Consider the following 15,845-nt stretch of genomic DNA (forward strand, 5'->3'; position numbering starts at 1 on the left):
CCCTCACGCTGCTCGGAGCTGCCGGTCGGGTTCCACGGTAGCCGGGGACTGCGGGTCAGGCAGGGCCAGCTTCACGATCTTCTTCGCCACCGACCAGAGCTGCTTGCGCAGCGGTCCCGTGTGGTACGGCAGCCCGTACTTCTCGCAGATCGCGCGCACCTCGCCGGCGATCTGCGGGTACCGGCGGGCCGGGATGTCCGGGAACAGGTGGTGCTCGATCTGGTGGGACAGGTTGCCGCTCATGATGTGGAACAGCGGGCCGCCCGTGATGTTCGCCGAACCGAGGATCTGGCGCAGGTACCACTGCCCCCGCGATTCCGAAGCCGTCTCCTCCTCCGTGAAGCTCTCGACGTCCGCCGGGAAGTGGCCGCAGAAGATGATCGCGAACGCCCACAGGTTGCGGGTCAGGTTCGCCGTCGCGTTGCCGAGGAACGTCAGCGGGGCCAGCGGGCCGGTCAGCAGCGGGAACAGGACGTAGTCCTTGCCGATCTGCCGCGACGCCTTCCGCACGATCTTCTTCAGGATCGGCACGTTGTCGGCCCAGGTCCGCGAACCCTTGACGACGTTCTCGACCTCGAGGTCGTGCAGCATCACGCCCCACTGGAAGAACAGCGCCAGCAGCGTCGCGTACACCGGGTTGCCCAGGTAGTACGGGTGCCACTTCTGGGCGGTGTCCATCCGCAGGATGCCGTAGCCGACGTCGCGGTCCTTGTCGACGATGTTGGTGTACGTGTGGTGGATGTAGTTGTGCGAGTGCCGCCAGTTCTCGGCCGGCGCCACCGTGTCCCACTCGAAGCGCTGCGAGCTCAGCGCCGGGTCGCGCGTCCAGTCGTACTGGCCGTGCATGACGTTGTGGCCGATCTCCATGTTGTCCAGGATCTTGGCCACCGACAGCGCGCCGACGCCGGCGAGCCACGCGGGCGGGAAGAACCCGGCGAACAGCAGCGCCCGGCCGGCCACCTCCAGCCCGCGCTGGGTCTTGATGATGGTGTGGATGTAGTCGACGTCCTCCTGGCCGAGGTCGTCGACGATCCGCTGGCGCAGCGCGTCGAGCTCGCGGCCGAACTCCTCGACCTGTTCCGGGGTCAGGCGGTCCTGCAGACCGGTCATGGCACTCTCCTCACACGTCGATCTCGACGTCCCCGACGGGGACGGAGATGCAGAGCTGGATTTCTTCGTCTTCGTCGCCGGACACCTCGCCGGTACGGGCGTTGCGGACGCGCCCGGCGGTCTTGAGCTGGGTGCAGGAGAAGCAGATGCCCATCCGGCAGCCATGCTCCGGCGACAGGCCCGCCTCTTCGGCCTGCTCCAGCAACGGCTTCCCGGAGTTGGCGCACTCCCGCCCGCTGCGCTTGAAGCGCACCCGGCCTTCCGCGGCGGCCGTGTCGAAGGTCAACGCCGGCGGCGTGAACTCTTCGGTGTGCACGCGTTCACCCAACTCCTCGCGGACCGCGTCCATCAGCGGCTTCGGGCCGCAGACGAACGCCTCCGCGTCGCGGTACCAGGGGGCGACCCGCGCGAGGTGCTCCGGCGCGAAGAAGCCGTTCAGATCGCCGCCCTTCGAATGGGTGTAGGCGTGCACGACCCGCAACCCGGGGTGGCGGGCGGCGAGCTCGGCCAGTTCGGTGCGGTACAGCGCGTCGGCCGGCCCGTTCGAGTACTGCACGAACACGATCTCGCCGGTGTGGCCCTCGGCCACCAGCGTGCGGGCCATGGCGAGCACCGGCGTGATGCCGCTGCCGCCCGCGATCAGCAGGACGCGGTCCGGCCGGGTGGCGGGCAGCGTGAACCCACCGTCCGGAGTGGACAGACCGACCACCGAGCCGACGCCGACCGCGCGGTTCAGGTGCCCCGAGACGAGGCCCTGCTCCTTGACGGTGAACTCCAGTTCGCCGTCGTACTGCGAACCGCACGGCGAATAGCAGCGCGTGCGCCGGACGCCGTCGATCTCCACCTGCACGCGGACGTACTGCCCGGCGGTGAAGCCGGGCCACGCGCGGCTGGGCTTGACGGTGAGGGTGACGGTGTCCGGCGTCTGCTTCCGCACGGCCGTGACCAGCCCGCGGATCTCGCGGCGGACCAGCATCGGGTCGACGAGCTCCAGGTAGCGGTCCATCCCGTGCGGCGTCAGCAGCGCTTCGGCCAGCGAAGCGAGACTGCGCACCCGCCGGGGGATGAGCGCCGTCATCTGTCCTCCTCGATTACAGTGAACGACTGTACACTGAATAGTGCACTGCACGAGTGGAGCACCTGTCAACGCGAGACCCCGAGGATGTGACGTGAGCAACGCGGTGGACATCCGTACGCTGGACCCCGTGTCCGAAGACCCGCTGGCGCCGGTCAGTCGTCAAGAGCGCAAGCAGCGCACGCGCCAGGCCTTGCTGGACGCCGCCCTCGACCTGCTGGCCGACCGCCCGTTCGCCACGCTTTCCCTCCGCGAGGTCGCGAAGGGCGCCGGCATCGTCCCGACGGCCTTCTACCGGCACTTCGCCTCGATGGAGGAGCTCGGCGTCGCGCTCGTCGAAGAGGCGACGGGCACGCTGCGCGGCATGATGCGCTCGGCGCGCACCGACCCCGACACCTACCAGGGGATGATCAGCGCCTCGGTCGCCACGGTGCACCAATTCGTCCGCGCGCACGAGGACCATTTCCGGTTCCTGACGCGCGAGCGCTACGGCGGCGGCCCGCTCGCCCGCTCCATCGCCGTGGAGCTGAAGATGTTCTCCGGCGACCTCGCGATCGACCTCGCGCGGTTCGCGCCGTTGCGCGCGTGGAGCACCGAAGACCTGCACATGCTGGCCGACTTGATCGTTTCCGCGATGATCACGACCACCGTCGAACTGCTGGAAGCCCGCCCAGGTGAGGACGGGAAAATCACCGGAACGGCGGAAAAACGGCTGCGGTTGATCCTGCTCGGGATCCCGCACTGGAAATCGGCCTGAGCGCATTCCGCACGGCACCCGTATTTCCCGGCACAACCCCCGGACTTGCGACCCAGGTCACTGGGGACTGTCGGTCCGGCGTGGTACAACCCTCGGATCGTGCCTCGCCGATGAGGAGGTCGTGTGGCGGACAGCGAACAGCTTCAGCAGCTCACCGTGGGTGTGGTGGCCGAGTCACGCCCCGGGGAGCGCCGGGTGGCCATGGTGCCCAAACTGGTCGGGAGGCTCGCGCAGCGCGGGCTGCGCGTCCTGGTCGAACCGGGCGCCGGGTCCGGTGCGCACCTGAGTGACGACGCGTACACCCAAGCGGGCGCCGAGCTCGGCGACGCCTGGGGCGCGTCGATCGTCGTCAAGGTCAACCCGCCCTCACCCGCGGAAGTCGCGAAACTGAGCCGGGGCGCCGTGCTCATCGGCTTCCTCGACCCGCGCGGCAACCCGGACGGGCTCGCGAAGCTCGAAGAAGCGGGTCTGCGCGCGTTCGCGATGGAGGCGGTCCCGCGGATCTCCCGGGCGCAGGCGATGGACGCGCTGTCGTCGCAGGCCAGCATCGGCGGCTACCGCGCCGTGCTGCTCGCGGCGCAGAAGCTCCCGCGCTTCTTCCCGATGCTCACCACCGCGGCGGGCACCGTCCCGCCGGCCAAGGTGCTGGTGCTCGGCGCCGGCGTCGCCGGCCTGCAGGCGCTCGCCACGGCGAAACGGCTCGGCGCGCAGACCACCGGCTACGACGTCCGGCCCGAGGTCGCCGAGCAGGTCAAGTCGCTCGGCGCGCAGTTCCTGGACCTCGGCATCGAGGCGGTCGGCGAAGGCGGGTACGCCCGCGAGCTGACCGCGGAGGAGCGCGAGGAGCAGCAGCGGCGGCTCACCGAGGCCATCACGAAGTTCGACGTCGTGATCACCACGGCGCTGGTGCCGGGCCGCAAGGCGCCGACCCTGGTCACCGCGGACGCCGTCAAGGGCATGCCCGCCGGGTCGGTCGTGGTCGACCTCGCCGGCGAGACCGGCGGCAACTGCGAGCTGACCAAGCCGGGCGAGGACGTCGTGGAGCACGACGTCACCATCTCGTCCCCGCTGAACCTGCCCGCCGAAATGCCTTCGCACGCCAGCGAGTTGTACGCCCGCAACGTCACCGAGCTGCTGGAGCTGCTCGTGACGAAGGAAGGCGCGCTGGAGCTGAACTTCGAAGACGAGATCGTCGCCGGTGCCTGCGTGGCCGGGCGCGAAGGGAGCGTTGCGTGAGCCCACTCGTGCAGAACCTGGCGGTGCTCGTGCTCGCCGGGTTCGTCGGCTTCGCCGTCATCTCCAAGGTGCCCAACACCCTGCACACGCCGCTGATGTCCGGCACCAACGCCATCCACGGCATCGTGCTGCTCGGCGGGCTGGTCGTGCTCGGCCTCGGCGTCGACGGCGTCTTCAACAAGATCCTGCTGGTGATCGCGATCGCCTTCGGCACGATCAACGTCGTCGGCGGGTTCCTGGTCACCGACCGGATGCTGTCGATGTTCAAGGGCAAGAAACCCGCTCCGGCCGAGGAGGACGAGAAGTGACCGACTTCATCGCGATCCTCTACATCATCGCGTTCGCCCTCTTCATCTACGGCCTGATGGGCCTGACCGGCCCGCGCACCGCCGTCCGCGGCAACTGGATCGCCGCGGTCGGTATGGGCATCGCCGTCGTCGCCACCCTGCTCACCCCCGGGATGGGCAACTGGGTGCTGATCGCGCTCGGCGTCGGGATCGGCGTCGTCGTCGGCGTCCCGTCGGCGCGCAAGGTCAAGATGACCGCGATGCCGCAGATGGTGGCGCTGTTCAACGGCGTCGGCGGCGGCGCGGTCGCGCTCATCGCGTGGGTCGAGTTCAACTCCACCGACGGCTACGCGCACGAGCCGCTCTACATCTCGATCGCGTCGCTGTTCGCGGCGATCGTCGGGTCGATCTCCTTCTGGGGCTCGAACGTCGCGTTCGGCAAGCTCCAGGAGCTGATCAGCGGCCGCCCGATCACCATGGGCAAGCTGCAGCAGCCGGTGAACGCGCTGCTCCTGCTGGTCGCGGTCGCCTGCGCGGTGATCATCGTCGCGGGCGGCGACCACGAGCTGCTGATCATCGGCCTGCTCGTCGCGGCGGGCATCCTCGGCCTCACGGTCGTGCTGCCGATCGGCGGCGCGGACATGCCGGTCGTCATCTCGCTGCTCAACGCGTTCACCGGGCTCTCGGCCGCGGCGATGGGTCTCGCGCTGGACAACACGGCGCTGATCGTGGCGGGCATGATCGTCGGCGCGTCCGGTTCGATCCTGACCAACCTGATGGCCAAGGCGATGAACCGGTCCATCCCGGCGATCGTCGCGGGCGGTTTCGGCGGCGGGCCGGCGGTGGCGGCCGGCGGCGGGACGAAGGAAGCCCGTCCGGTGCGCTCGACCAGCGCGGCCGACACCGCGATCCAGATGGCGTACGCGAGCAAGGTCGTCGTGGTGCCCGGGTACGGCATGGCCGTGGCCCAGGCCCAGCACACCGTCCGCGAGATGGCGAAACTGCTCGAGAAGAAGGGCATCACGGTCGCGTACGCGATCCACCCGGTCGCCGGCCGGATGCCGGGGCACATGAACGTGCTGCTCGCCGAGGCCGACGTGCCGTACGAGCAGCTCAAGGAGATGGACGAGATCAACTCCGAGTTCGCCCAGACCGACGTCGCGCTGGTGATCGGCGCGAACGACGTCACGAACCCGGCGGCGCAGACCGACCCGAGCTCGCCGATCTACGGGATGCCGATCCTCAAGGTCAACGAGAGCCGGTCCGTGATCGTCTTGAAACGCGGGATGGCCTCCGGCTTCGCCGGGATCGACAACGACCTGTTCTACGATCCGAAGACCAGCATGCTCTTCGGGGACGCCAAGTCGTCGGTGGGCGAGATCGTGGAGGAACTCAAGGCGCTATGACGACCGGGTCGGATGTGCGTGCCGCGTTCACCGACCCCGTGGAGAACCTGGCGTTCGACGAAGCGCTCATCCGGGTTGCGCCCGAGTCACCGGTGCTGTGGCTCTGGCGCAACCCGGTCTGCGTCGTGGTGGGGCGCGGCCAGCGGATCGCGCGCGAGGTGCGCGTCGCGGAGTGCGAGCGCGACGGCGTCCCCGTGCTGCGGCGGGCCAGCGGCGGCGGCACCGTGTTCCACGACCCCGGCAACCTGAACGTCACGCTGGTCCTGCCGGGGCCCACCGACCGGCCGCTGGAGACGCTCGGCAAGGTGATGAGCGCCGCTGTCGACCAGCTGGGGCTGGTGCCGCGGATCGGCGACCGCGGCCTGTTCGTCGACGACGCGAAGCTGTGCGGCTTCGCCGTGTTCCGCACCAAGGGCGGGCTGCTGGCCCACTCGACGTTGCTGGTGGAGACGTCGGCGGCGCTGGTCGGCCGCTACCTGACGAGCGCGCCGCCGGACCCGCGGCCGCTCGACTCCCACCGCAGCCCGGTGGCGTCGCTGGCCGAGCACGGGCTCCGGCCCGGCTTCCCGGCCGTCGAGGCGGCGGTGCGGGCGGCGGCGTCGCAGATCCTCGGGACGCTGGTGCCGCGCCCGCCGTCGGCGGCCGAGCTGGCCCGGCAGCGGGCGCTGCTGCACACGCGGTACCGGTACCCGTCGTGGCACGCGGACGGCGCCCAGCGCGCGGCCTGATCTCGGGGCCTGTCTACTGTGGACTACTCGGTAGCCGAGAACGTCACACCGGGGACCTTCCGGGCCGTTGCCCGCGTGGTCTTCTTCGGCTCCGCCGCCTTGCGGGTGCGCGTCGTCTTCGCGGGCTCGGCCTTCGCCTTGGCGGTCTTCTTCGGCTCGGCCTTGGCGGTCACCTTCTTCGGCGTCGCCTTCGCCCGCGGCCGCTTCGCGCCCGGGACGATCCGCGGCCGGCGCTTGCGGCCGCCCGTGCGGCGGCCGGCGTCGGCGTAGCGCTGCAGCAGCTCGCGCAGCGCGTCGGCGTTGGCGAAGGAGAGGTCGATGTCGTAGTCGATGCCGTCCAGCCCGAACCCGACGGTCTCCGCCGCGGGCTCGCCGGTCAGATCATCCAGCACCTGCACAGCCGTGTTCCTGGCCACGACAAACCTCCCGTGCTCCGAACGTGGGTGTTTCGCGCGCACCGGAGCCGACGGCACCCCGGGCCGCCGATACCTTGCAGCTTCGAAGACGAGGATAACCGCTGGCTTGCGCGAACCCGCGCGGTGGTGTGCGCTGATGCCATGTCCGGACAGACTTTTGACGTAGTGGTGATCGGCGCGGGCCCGGTGGGGGAGGTGGCCGCCGAACGGGCGGCCAAGGGAGGTCTCAAGGTCGCGCTCGTCGAGCACGAGCTCTTCGGCGGTGAGTGCTCCTATTGGGCCTGCATCCCGAGCAAGGCGTTGCTGCGGCCGGGAAACCTGCTGGCCGCGGCGAAGCGGATCCCCGGCGTGCCAGTCGGCGACCGGCTCGACCCCGCGGCGGTGTTCGCGCGCCGGGACTGGTTCACCGGCAAGGGCGACGACACGGGCCAGGTCGAGTGGGCGCGCGGCGCCGGCATCGAGCCGATCCGCGGGCACGGCGTGCTCACCGGTGAGCGGGAGGTCACCCTCGACGGCGACCGCGTCCTGACCGCGCGGCACGCGGTGATCGTGTGCACCGGCAGCGTGCCGAGCAGGCCGTCGATCCCGGGGCTCGACACGATCCGGCCGTGGGGCTCGCGGGAGGCGACGTCGGCGGAGTCGGTGCCGCGGCGGCTCGGTGTCCTCGGCGGCGGGGTGGTCGGCGTCGAGATGGCGCAGGCGTTCGCCACGCTCGGCTCGGAGGTCCACCTGGTGATCACCGGCGAGCGGCCGCTGCCGCGCAACGCCGCGTTCGCCGGCGACCTGGTCCTGCACGGGCTGCGTGAGGCCGGCGTGTACGTGCACACGGAGTCGGGGATCGAGCGGGTCGCCGCGGGCGAGGGCAGCACCGAGCTGACGTTGAAGGACGGCGAGACGGTCGTCGTCGACGAGCTGCTGCTGGCGACGGGCCGCCGTCCCGCGACGGCCGGGCTGGGCCTGGACGCGTTCGGGGTCGAGGAGGGGCGCGCGCTGGAGGTCGACGACACCGGCCGCGTGTCCGCAGTGGACGGTGGCTGGCTGTACGCGGCGGGCGACGTCACCGGCCGGGCCCCGCTGACCCACCAGGGCAAGTACGGCGCCCGTGCGGCGGGCGACACGGTGGCGGCGCTGGCGGCGGGGACTTTCTCGGCGGCGGAGCCCTGGAGCAAGTTCACCGCGACGGCCGACCACCACGCGGTGCCGCAGGTCGTGTTCACCGACCCGGAGGTGGCGGCGGTCGGGCTGGCGGACGCGCGGCCGGGATCGGCCGACAAGGTCGTCGACATCGACATCGCGGTGGCGGGCTCGTCGCTGCACGCGGACGGCTACACGGGCAAGGCCCGGATCGTCGTCGACACCGAGCGGAACGTCCTGCTGGGCGTGACGTTCGTCGGCCAGGACGTCTCGGAGCTGCTGCACTCGGCGACGATCGCGATCGTCGGGGAAGTGCCGCTGGACCGGCTGTGGCACGCGGTGCCGTCGTTCCCGACGATCAGCGAGGTGTGGCTGCGGCTGCTGGAGGCGTACGGGCTCTGACGGCTATTGGGCGGGCAGGTCGAGGGCGGCCTGCGCGGCCCGGGTGAGGCCGGGATCGTCCGAAGTGGACGGTCCCGGCGCCCAGACGGCCTGGACGAGCCGCACGGACGTGCCGGCGACCTTGGAGGCGTAGGCGGCGTTCTCGAAGCGCGGCGCGGGGGTGGCGCCCCACTTGCCGGTCTCGGTGGCGAGGTCGAGCACACCGCCGCCGCCGGGGGTGTCGGCAACGGCCTTGAAGGCGGCGGCCTGGGCGGCATCGCCGAACTCGACGATCCCGATGGTGACGGCGGCAGCCCGCCCGTCGATGACGGCGGCGTAGGAGGCGCGCCGGACACCGGCGCAGCTGGTCTGCTGCAGGCTGGCTTGGGCATCGCCGAAGGCGTGGGAGGCGCAGCGCTGATCGTGATCGGCGGCGCGCAGCGAGAATTGCAGGCTTTGCGCGACCGGGGTGCTGGTTCGCGGTGGCGGCTGGGTGGCGGGGGTAGGCGGCCCGGTGGGGGCGGCGGTGTCGGTGTTCCCGCTGTCGCCGGAGGTGGCCACGACGACGGCGGCGACGACCAGGGCGACCAGGAGAGCGATCGCGGCCAGGGGGATCCAGCGGACGGTTTTCGAGGTGGGGGCGGTTTCGCGCGGGGTCGGGCGCGGGGTGGGGAAGGGGGGTGGGGAGTCCGCTGGGGGCTGTGGCCGGGCGGCCTGTGGTTGTGCGTTGGTGGCTTGGGGCTGGGCGGGTTGTGCCGGCTCGGTGTGGTTGGGTCGCTCGGTCGGGGTGAGGCGTGCCGGCTCGGTGTGGTTGGGCGGTTCTGGCTTGGTCTGGGTGGTGTGGGCTGGTTCGTTGGATGGCTCGGTCGGGGTGGGTCGGGCCGGCTGGGTGTGGTTGGGCGGTTCTGGCTTGGTCTGGGTGGTGTGGGTCGGTTCGTTGGGTGGCTCGGTCGGGGTGGGTCGGGCCGGCTCGGTGTGGTTGGGCCGCTTTGGCGTGGTCGGCCCCGGGGCGGCTGCCCCGGCTGCGGCTGTGAGGTTCTCGGTTCGCTCGGTGTCGGCGGCGAGAGCACCCGGCTGGGTGGAACCTGCCGGCCGAGGCGGCACGGCACCTGGGAACAGCGGAAGGGCGGGCGCGGCCGGCGCGGGGAGCTTTTCGGTGCGCTCGGAGTCTGCTGCGGATGGCAGCACTTCGGTGCGCTCGGATGCCGCGAGCGGGGAGGAAGCTTCGGCGGCGGAGTCCGGCGGAGCCGAGGCGAGAGCAGCTTCCGGTGCGGCGGTGGGCTCAGAGTCCTCGGCGGGTGATGTCGCCGGTTCGGTTTCGTCGGGGACCGGAGTTTTGGTATGCCATCCGGCGCTGTCCACAGTGGGCGAACTCGGCTCGGCCGGGTTCGCAGTGGGCGCGGTCGGCTCGGCCGGATTCGCGGCCGGCGACTCCTCGGCGGGGGAGGTTGGTTCGGCCGAGCCTGAAGTCGAAGGGGCGGAAGCCGGCTCGGCCGAGGCAGCCGAACTCGGAGCAGGGTTTGCGCTCGCCGCGGCCGAGCCCGTGGAGCCGGCCGCACCGGCCGCAGCCGCAGCCGAACTCGGAGCCGGGCTTGTGCTCACCGCGGCCGAGCCTGTGGAGCCGGCCGCACCTGCCGCTACCGCACCCGCCGCGCCCGGTTGGCTCGGTACCGCCGGGCCACTGTCCCAAAGGGACTCCGGCGGTGAATCGTCCGTGAACCGGCTGAAACCCTCGCCCAGGAGCACCTCGTCCGAAAACTCCGGTGCCTCCGGGGCCAACCCCCGGATCAACGCCCGCACCTGGTCCACCGACCGGGGCCGGTGCGCTGTCGCCAACGACACCGTTGCCGCCAGCATCGTCGTCGGGGTCGGGTGCAACACCCGCACCGGCCCCGCCAAGTCCGTGGCCGGCTGGTCGACCGTCTCCACGTACGGTCCTACCGCGACTATCGTCCCCACCGGGCCCGTTCCCGGGACCAGCGCGGCGATCCGCCGCTCGCACGCCTGGGAGATGTCCAGCGCTTCCGTCGCCGGGTTGATCGCGTCGTCGTCGGCGACCAAGGGCCAGCCGTCCGCCTTCCACGAGGCTCCCAACGGGGCCTCCAACCGCAGGGCCGGGTCCGGGAGGTCCACGCCGATCACGATGATCACCCCGTGGGGGAGCAGGACCACCGCCTCGATCGGGCGCTCGGTCACCGAGCCGACGCCCACCAGCGCGATCCCGCCGATCACGGTGCTTCCACGACCGAGGGACGCCAGCGCCGCCCGGACGTCGTCGGCGACCCGGGACTGCTGCCGCTCCAGGCGCACCAGTCGCACCGAAACCCCTCCCTGCTCGTCGTTCCGGGTCATCACGCTAGCGCGCCCGGCCCAGCGAACCGTGCGACACGGGGAAGACGCGGCCGCGTGCCCTCCGAAAGTGGTGCCCCGGGTGACTTGTGGTGTTCATGTGGCCAAACAGCACGGTTGGGGTGCAGAATGTGCTACAACGCATCGGAGGCGGCATTCGGGAGCCGCGCTGAGGCCGCACCGCAGCTCGAGTCAGGGCGTAGGGGAAGACGTCCCTCGTCGAGCAACAAGCGGAGGTAGCAGTGAGCACCCGTGGCAGCACCCGAGGTGTGGTGTACGTCCACTCGTCGCCGTCTGCGGTGTGTCCGCACGTCGAGTGGGCTATTTCGGGCACCCTGGGTGCCCGCGTTGACCTGAAGTGGACGGCGCAGCCGGCCAGTCCGGGTCAGCTTCGCGCCGAATGCGGTTGGCGCGCGCCCGCGGGCACCGGCGCCAAACTGGCGGCCGCGCTCAAGGCGTGGCCGATGATTCGGTTCGAGGTGACCGAAGAGCCCAGCGCGGGCGTCGACGGCGAACGGTTCTGCTTCGCGCCCGGCCTCGGCCTGTGGCACGGGCGGACCAGCGCCAACGGCGACATCGTGGTGGGCGAAGACCAGCTGCGCGCCCTCGTCGCCATGACCCGCGGGGGTGAGTCCCTCGCGCACAAGCTCGACGAACTCCTCGCCGCGAGCTGGGACGAGGCGCTCGAGCCCTACCGCCACGCCGGCGACGGCGCGCCGGTGACCTGGCTGCACCAGGTCGGCTAGCCGCGGGACGGGGGCCGGTACGCTCGTCGGCGTGACCACCCCCGCCCCCAGCTCCCGCCAGCGCTGGCTGGTGCCCGTCGTGGTCGTGGTGCTTTCCGTGACCGTCGGTGCGGGCCTGCTCGCGCGCGAGCTCTACCGCCGGCCCGACCAGGCCGCCGGCGAATCCACCGCCGCCACGACCACGCGTTCGTCGGCGGGCAACGGCGCGCCGGCCGTGACGGGCGTCGTCGGGATGACCGACGACGCGAAGAACCACCCGCAGGCCGACGCCGTGCGCAAGACGCTGGAGACGTACTTCTCGGCCATCAACGACCTCGACTACGCCCAATGGCAAACAGTGGTCAGCGAAGCGCGCAGGCGCAGCAAGACCTTGGCGGACTGGAAGAAGGACTTCCAGTCCACAAAAGACAGCGAGATCGTCGTCTACCGCATCGAGCGCGGTGCGGGACAGTCGCTGCGGGTGCTGGTCGCCTTCACCAGCACGCAGGACCTCCAGCACGCTCCGGACGACATGCGTGCGACGTGCCTGCACTGGCGGCTGGTCCTGCCCATGGTCGTGCAGGAACAAGCGCTCCGGATCGACACCGTGGACCCCGGACCTTCACCCGAGCTCGAAAAGTGCTGAAAAAGGGGCCCGGCCGAAGCCGGGCCCCTTTTTTCACAGCTGCGGAACTCAGGCCGCCGGGGTGAACAGCAGCGCGGTGTTGTGCCCGCCGAAGCCGAACGAGTTGCTGATCGCCGCGGTCAGCTCCACCTTGCGCGCCTCGCCCGACACGACGTCCAGCTGCACTCGCGGGTCCTGGTCGGTCAGGTTGAGCGTGGCCGGCACGATGCCGTGGTACAGCGAGAGGATCGTGATGATCGCCTCGACCGCGCCGGCGCCGCCGACGAGGTGACCGAGCGCGCCCTTCGGGGCCGTCACGACCGGGTGGTCCCCGATCGCGTTGCGGATCGCCGCGGCCTCGCCGATGTCACCGACCACAGTGGACGTCGCGTGGGCGTTCACGTGCCCGACGTCCGCAGCGGTGACGCCGGCCATCTTCATCGCCGCGCGCATCGCGGCGATCTGGCCGAGACCCTCGGGGTGGTTGCCGGTGATGTGGTAGGCGTCCGAGGTGATGCCGTGCCCGGCGATCGTCGCGTAGACGCGCGCCCCGCGGGCCTTCGCCTGGTCGGCGCGCTCCAGGATGACCACGCCGGAGCCCTCGCCGAGGACGAAGCCGTCCCGGCTCGCGTCGAACGGCCGCGACGCGCTCGCCGGGTCGTCGTTGCGGGTGGACACGGTGCGGGCCTGGGCGAAGCCGGCCAGCGTGATCGGGTGGATGCACGCTTCGGCGCCCCCCGCGATCACGACGTCGGCGCGGCCGGAGCGGATCATCTCCACCCCGCTCGCGATGCCCTCGGCACCCGAAGCGCAGGCCGAGGCCGGGGAGTGCACCCCGGCCCGCGCCTTCAGGTCGATGCCCACGTGCGCGGCCGGGCCGTTCGGCATCAGCATCGGCACGGTCAGCGGCGACACCTTGCGGAGACCCTGCTGGTGCAACAGATCGTTCTGGGTGAGCAGGGTGACCGGACCGCCGACGCCCGTCCCGATCGACACGCCGAGGCGGTCGGGGTCCACGTCGGTGTGCTCGTCGGTCGGCTCGGAGTACCCGGCGTCGGCCCACGCCTGGCGGGCGGCGATCAGCGCGACCTGCTCGCAGCGGTCCATCCGGCGGGCCTGGACCCGCGGCAGGACCTCGGCCGGGTCGACGGCCAGCTGACCGCCGATCTTGACCGGCAGCTGCAGCTCCTCGACCCAGTCGGCCTCGATCGTCCGGATCCCGCTCCGACCGGCCAACAGACCGTCCCAGGTGGACGTGACGTCCCCGCCGAGCGGTGTGGTGGCGCCGAGACCGGTGATCACGACGTCGATGTTGCTCATGGGAGTCTCCTCAAGGAGGGAAGAGGACTTACTTCGAGTTGGCGGACACGTAGTTCACCGCGTCGCCCACGGTCTTGAGGTTGGCGAGCTCGTCGTCCGGGATCTTGACGCCGAACTTGTCCTCGGCCTGCACGGCGATCTCGACCATCGACAGCGAGTCGATGTCCAGGTCGTCCACGAACGACTTCTCGGCGGTGACGTCGTCCTGAGCCACACCGGCCACCTCTTCGACGATCTCGGCGAGGCCGGCGAGGATCTCAGCGTTGTCAGCCATGGGGTTGTTCCCTTCTCGGTCTTTCTGGGGGTCTGTTGCCCTCGGGCGAATGCCCGCGGGGAGCGTAACGGTGATCAGGGGCAGACGAACGCCTGCCCGGCGTAGGACAGGCCCGCGCCGAACCCGACCGCCAGCACCACGTCGCCCGGCTTCGCCGTCCCGGCCTTGCGCATGTGGTCCAGCGCGAGGGGGATGGACGCCGACGAGGTGTTGCCGGAGTACTTGATGTCGTCGGCGACGACCATGTCGTCACGGGCGCCGTTGGCCCGCAGCTTCTTCGCGATCGCCTCGACGATGCGCAGGTTCGCCTGGTGCGGGATCAGCACGTCCACATCGGACGGCTTGAGCCCGGCCACCTCCAGCGCGCGCATGGCGATCGGCGCGATCTGGGTCGTCGCCCACCGGAAGACCGACTGGCCCTCCTGGTAGATGAACTTCTCCTCGGTCATGCCGATCAGGTCGACCAGGTCGCCGGCGCTGCCCCAGGAGACCGGGCCGATCTGCGGCTCGTCGGACGCGCCGACGACCGCGGCACCCGCGCCGTCGGCGAAGATGATCGCGTTCGCCCGGTCGGTCGGGTCGACCGAGTCGGTGAGCTTCTCCGCGCCGATCACGAGGACCTTCTTCGCCGAGCCGGCCCGGATCAGGTCGGAGGCGAGGCCGAGGCCGTAGCAGAACCCGGCGCACGCGGCGTTGAGGTCGAACGCGCCGGGGCCCGGGATGCCGATCCGCGCGGCGACCTGGGCGGCGGCGTTCGGGATCAGCGTCGGCATGGTGCAGTTCGGCAGGATCACCGTGTCCACTTCGGACGGGTCGACACCCGCGTCGGCGAGCGCGGCGGTGCCGGCGGCGACGGCGAAGTCGGTGAGCGACTCGTCCTTCTCCGCGAACCGGCGCTCGATGATCCCGACGCGCGTCCGGATCCACTCGTCGTTGGTGTCCATGATCTTCGAGAGGTCGTCGTTGGTGACGATCTTCTCGGGCTGCGCGCTGCCGATGCCCAGCACGCGGCTGCCGCGGGAGCCGGGGTTGAGGCTCAGGGCGGGTCGGTCGGTCACGAGGCGTCCTCCTGGCGCAGCGCGGCCAGCTCGGCCGGCGTCTTCAGCGCGGTGGTAGTGGTGACGACACCCTTGAGCTGCCGCTTGACCAGGCCGGTCAGCGTGCCCGCGGGCGCGAGTTCGACGGTGCGGGTGACGCCGAGGGACACCAGGCCGTCCATCGTCAGGTCCCAGCGGACCGACCGGGTGACCTGCTTGACCAGGCGGTCCAGGTACTCGGCCCCGCTGGTGACGACGGCGCCGTCCGCGTTGGACAGCAGCGGGCGCGTCGGGTCGGCCGGGGTCAGCCCGGCGGCGTGGGCGCGCAGCGCCTCTTCGGCGGGCGCCATGTACTGCGTGTGGAACGCGCCGGCGACCTTGAGGGCGCGGATCTTCGTGCCTTCCAGGGGCTCGGCGACGATCTTCGCGATGGCGTCGGCGGCACCGGAGGCGACGATCTGCCCCGCTCCGTTGCGGTTCGCCGCGGTCAGGCCCTGCTCTTCCAGCCACGCGACGACCTGCTCGGGGTCACCGAGCATGACCGCCGCCATCGACGTCGGCTCCAGCGCGCACGCCTTCGCCATCTCGGCACCCCGGACGGCGGCCAGCGCGACGGCGTCTTCGGGCCGCAGTACCCCCGCGATCGCGGCGGCGGCGAGCTCGCCGACGGAGTGCCCGGCGACCGGCGCGTCCGCGGGGACCGGCGCGGTGGCCTGGAGGTGCTCGAAGGTGAGCAGCGACAGCGCGACGATCAGCGGCTGCGCGACGGCGGTGTCCTGGATCTCGTCGGCGTCCGCCTCGGTGCCGAGGCGGAGCAGGTCGAGGCCCGCGCGCTCGGACCAGTTGGCGACGCGCTCGCGCGCGCCGTCGAGGTCGAGCCAGGGCGTGAACATACCGGGGGCCTGGGACCCCTGACCGGGAGCGAGGACTGCTGCTGTCACCCTTCAAGACAACACGGGTGCGGCGCCGTTTGGGGATGCCGACG

The 15,845-nt window shown here is 71.3% G+C and carries 16 protein-coding genes; 8 read left to right on the top strand and 8 right to left on the bottom strand.

Going from position 1 to position 15,845, the window contains the following annotated elements:
- Positions 1 to 3: 3 nt before the first annotated feature.
- Positions 4 to 1,110 (bottom strand): fatty acid desaturase family protein, encoded by a 1,107-nt coding sequence (locus ABFJ78_RS48695; RefSeq protein WP_436394434.1) that lies wholly within the window; start codon positions 1,108 to 1,110, stop codon positions 4 to 6.
- Between the two features lie 10 nt (positions 1,111 to 1,120).
- Positions 1,121 to 2,188, bottom strand: coding sequence for a ferredoxin reductase (locus tag ABFJ78_RS48700; protein WP_436394435.1), 1,068 nt, complete (start codon positions 2,186 to 2,188; stop codon positions 1,121 to 1,123).
- Positions 2,189 to 2,279: 91 nt separating this feature from the next.
- Here ABFJ78_RS48700 and ABFJ78_RS48705 point away from each other — a divergent pair, with 91 nt between their 5' ends.
- The 5 genes from ABFJ78_RS48705 (at position 2,280) to ABFJ78_RS48725 (ending at position 6,599) form a co-directional block, all read left to right on the top strand.
- Positions 2,280 to 2,942 carry a TetR family transcriptional regulator gene (locus ABFJ78_RS48705; protein WP_436394436.1) on the top strand — a complete coding sequence of 221 codons (663 nt, stop codon included), beginning with the start codon at positions 2,280 to 2,282 and terminating at the stop codon, positions 2,940 to 2,942.
- Between the two features lie 123 nt (positions 2,943 to 3,065).
- Complete coding sequence (locus ABFJ78_RS48710) at positions 3,066 to 4,178, top strand: Re/Si-specific NAD(P)(+) transhydrogenase subunit alpha (RefSeq protein ID WP_436394437.1); 1,113 nt, start codon at positions 3,066 to 3,068, stop codon at positions 4,176 to 4,178.
- Positions 4,175 to 4,486, top strand: coding sequence for an NAD(P) transhydrogenase subunit alpha (locus ABFJ78_RS48715; protein WP_329050201.1), 312 nt, complete (start codon positions 4,175 to 4,177; stop codon positions 4,484 to 4,486). Before ABFJ78_RS48710 ends, ABFJ78_RS48715 begins: the two co-directional genes overlap by 4 nt.
- Positions 4,483 to 5,871: an NAD(P)(+) transhydrogenase (Re/Si-specific) subunit beta gene (locus ABFJ78_RS48720; protein WP_436394438.1), complete on the top strand. Its 1,389-nt coding sequence runs from the start codon at positions 4,483 to 4,485 to the stop codon at positions 5,869 to 5,871. The genes ABFJ78_RS48715 and ABFJ78_RS48720 overlap by 4 nt, the downstream gene beginning before the upstream one ends.
- A complete protein-coding gene (locus tag ABFJ78_RS48725) occupies positions 5,868 to 6,599 on the top strand; it encodes a lipoate--protein ligase family protein (protein WP_436394439.1) in 732 nt (243 codons plus the stop codon). Before ABFJ78_RS48720 ends, ABFJ78_RS48725 begins: the two co-directional genes overlap by 4 nt.
- Before the next feature lie 23 nt (positions 6,600 to 6,622).
- On the opposite strand, the gene ABFJ78_RS48730 is transcribed toward ABFJ78_RS48725, so the two are convergent.
- Positions 6,623 to 7,015, bottom strand: coding sequence for an Lsr2 dimerization domain-containing protein (locus ABFJ78_RS48730; protein WP_436394440.1), 393 nt, complete (start codon positions 7,013 to 7,015; stop codon positions 6,623 to 6,625).
- Positions 7,016 to 7,156: 141 nt separating this feature from the next.
- Here ABFJ78_RS48730 and ABFJ78_RS48735 point away from each other — a divergent pair, with 141 nt between their 5' ends.
- Positions 7,157 to 8,551 carry a dihydrolipoyl dehydrogenase family protein gene (locus ABFJ78_RS48735; protein WP_436394441.1) on the top strand — a complete coding sequence of 465 codons (1,395 nt, stop codon included), beginning with the start codon at positions 7,157 to 7,159 and terminating at the stop codon, positions 8,549 to 8,551.
- Between the two features lie 3 nt (positions 8,552 to 8,554).
- Here ABFJ78_RS48735 and ABFJ78_RS48740 read toward each other — a convergent pair whose 3' ends face one another.
- Positions 8,555 to 10,882, bottom strand: coding sequence for a hypothetical protein (locus ABFJ78_RS48740; protein WP_436394442.1), 2,328 nt, complete (start codon positions 10,880 to 10,882; stop codon positions 8,555 to 8,557).
- 239 nt (positions 10,883 to 11,121) lie between these two features.
- Here ABFJ78_RS48740 and ABFJ78_RS48745 point away from each other — a divergent pair, with 239 nt between their 5' ends.
- Together ABFJ78_RS48745 and ABFJ78_RS48750 are read left to right on the top strand one after the other, a co-directional pair.
- Positions 11,122 to 11,625, top strand: a complete 504-nt coding sequence (locus ABFJ78_RS48745) for a DUF3145 domain-containing protein (RefSeq protein WP_143168778.1) — start codon at positions 11,122 to 11,124, stop codon at positions 11,623 to 11,625.
- A gap of 31 nt (positions 11,626 to 11,656) precedes the next feature.
- On the top strand, positions 11,657 to 12,250 hold the full coding sequence (locus tag ABFJ78_RS48750; RefSeq protein WP_436394443.1) for a hypothetical protein: 594 nt from the start codon (positions 11,657 to 11,659) through the stop codon (positions 12,248 to 12,250).
- A gap of 48 nt (positions 12,251 to 12,298) precedes the next feature.
- Here the strand turns inward: ABFJ78_RS48750 and ABFJ78_RS48755 are convergent, their stop codons facing one another.
- The 4 genes from ABFJ78_RS48755 to ABFJ78_RS48770 form a co-directional block, all read right to left on the bottom strand.
- Complete coding sequence (locus ABFJ78_RS48755) at positions 12,299 to 13,549, bottom strand: beta-ketoacyl-[acyl-carrier-protein] synthase family protein (RefSeq protein WP_436394444.1); 1,251 nt, start codon at positions 13,547 to 13,549, stop codon at positions 12,299 to 12,301.
- A gap of 28 nt (positions 13,550 to 13,577) precedes the next feature.
- On the bottom strand, positions 13,578 to 13,823 hold the full coding sequence (locus tag ABFJ78_RS48760; RefSeq protein WP_004559006.1) for an acyl carrier protein: 246 nt from the start codon (positions 13,821 to 13,823) through the stop codon (positions 13,578 to 13,580).
- A 74-nt stretch (positions 13,824 to 13,897) separates the two neighbouring features.
- Positions 13,898 to 14,881, bottom strand: a complete 984-nt coding sequence (locus ABFJ78_RS48765; RefSeq protein WP_436394445.1) for a beta-ketoacyl-ACP synthase III — start codon at positions 14,879 to 14,881, stop codon at positions 13,898 to 13,900.
- A complete protein-coding gene (locus ABFJ78_RS48770; RefSeq protein WP_436394446.1) occupies positions 14,878 to 15,801 on the bottom strand; it encodes an ACP S-malonyltransferase in 924 nt (307 codons plus the stop codon). The genes ABFJ78_RS48765 and ABFJ78_RS48770 overlap by 4 nt, the downstream gene beginning before the upstream one ends.
- Positions 15,802 to 15,845 lie beyond the last annotated feature (44 nt).

Origin of the sequence: Amycolatopsis sp. MEPSY49 (assembly GCF_051337345.1) — a bacterium.
GTDB lineage: Bacteria > Actinomycetota > Actinomycetes > Mycobacteriales > Pseudonocardiaceae > Amycolatopsis.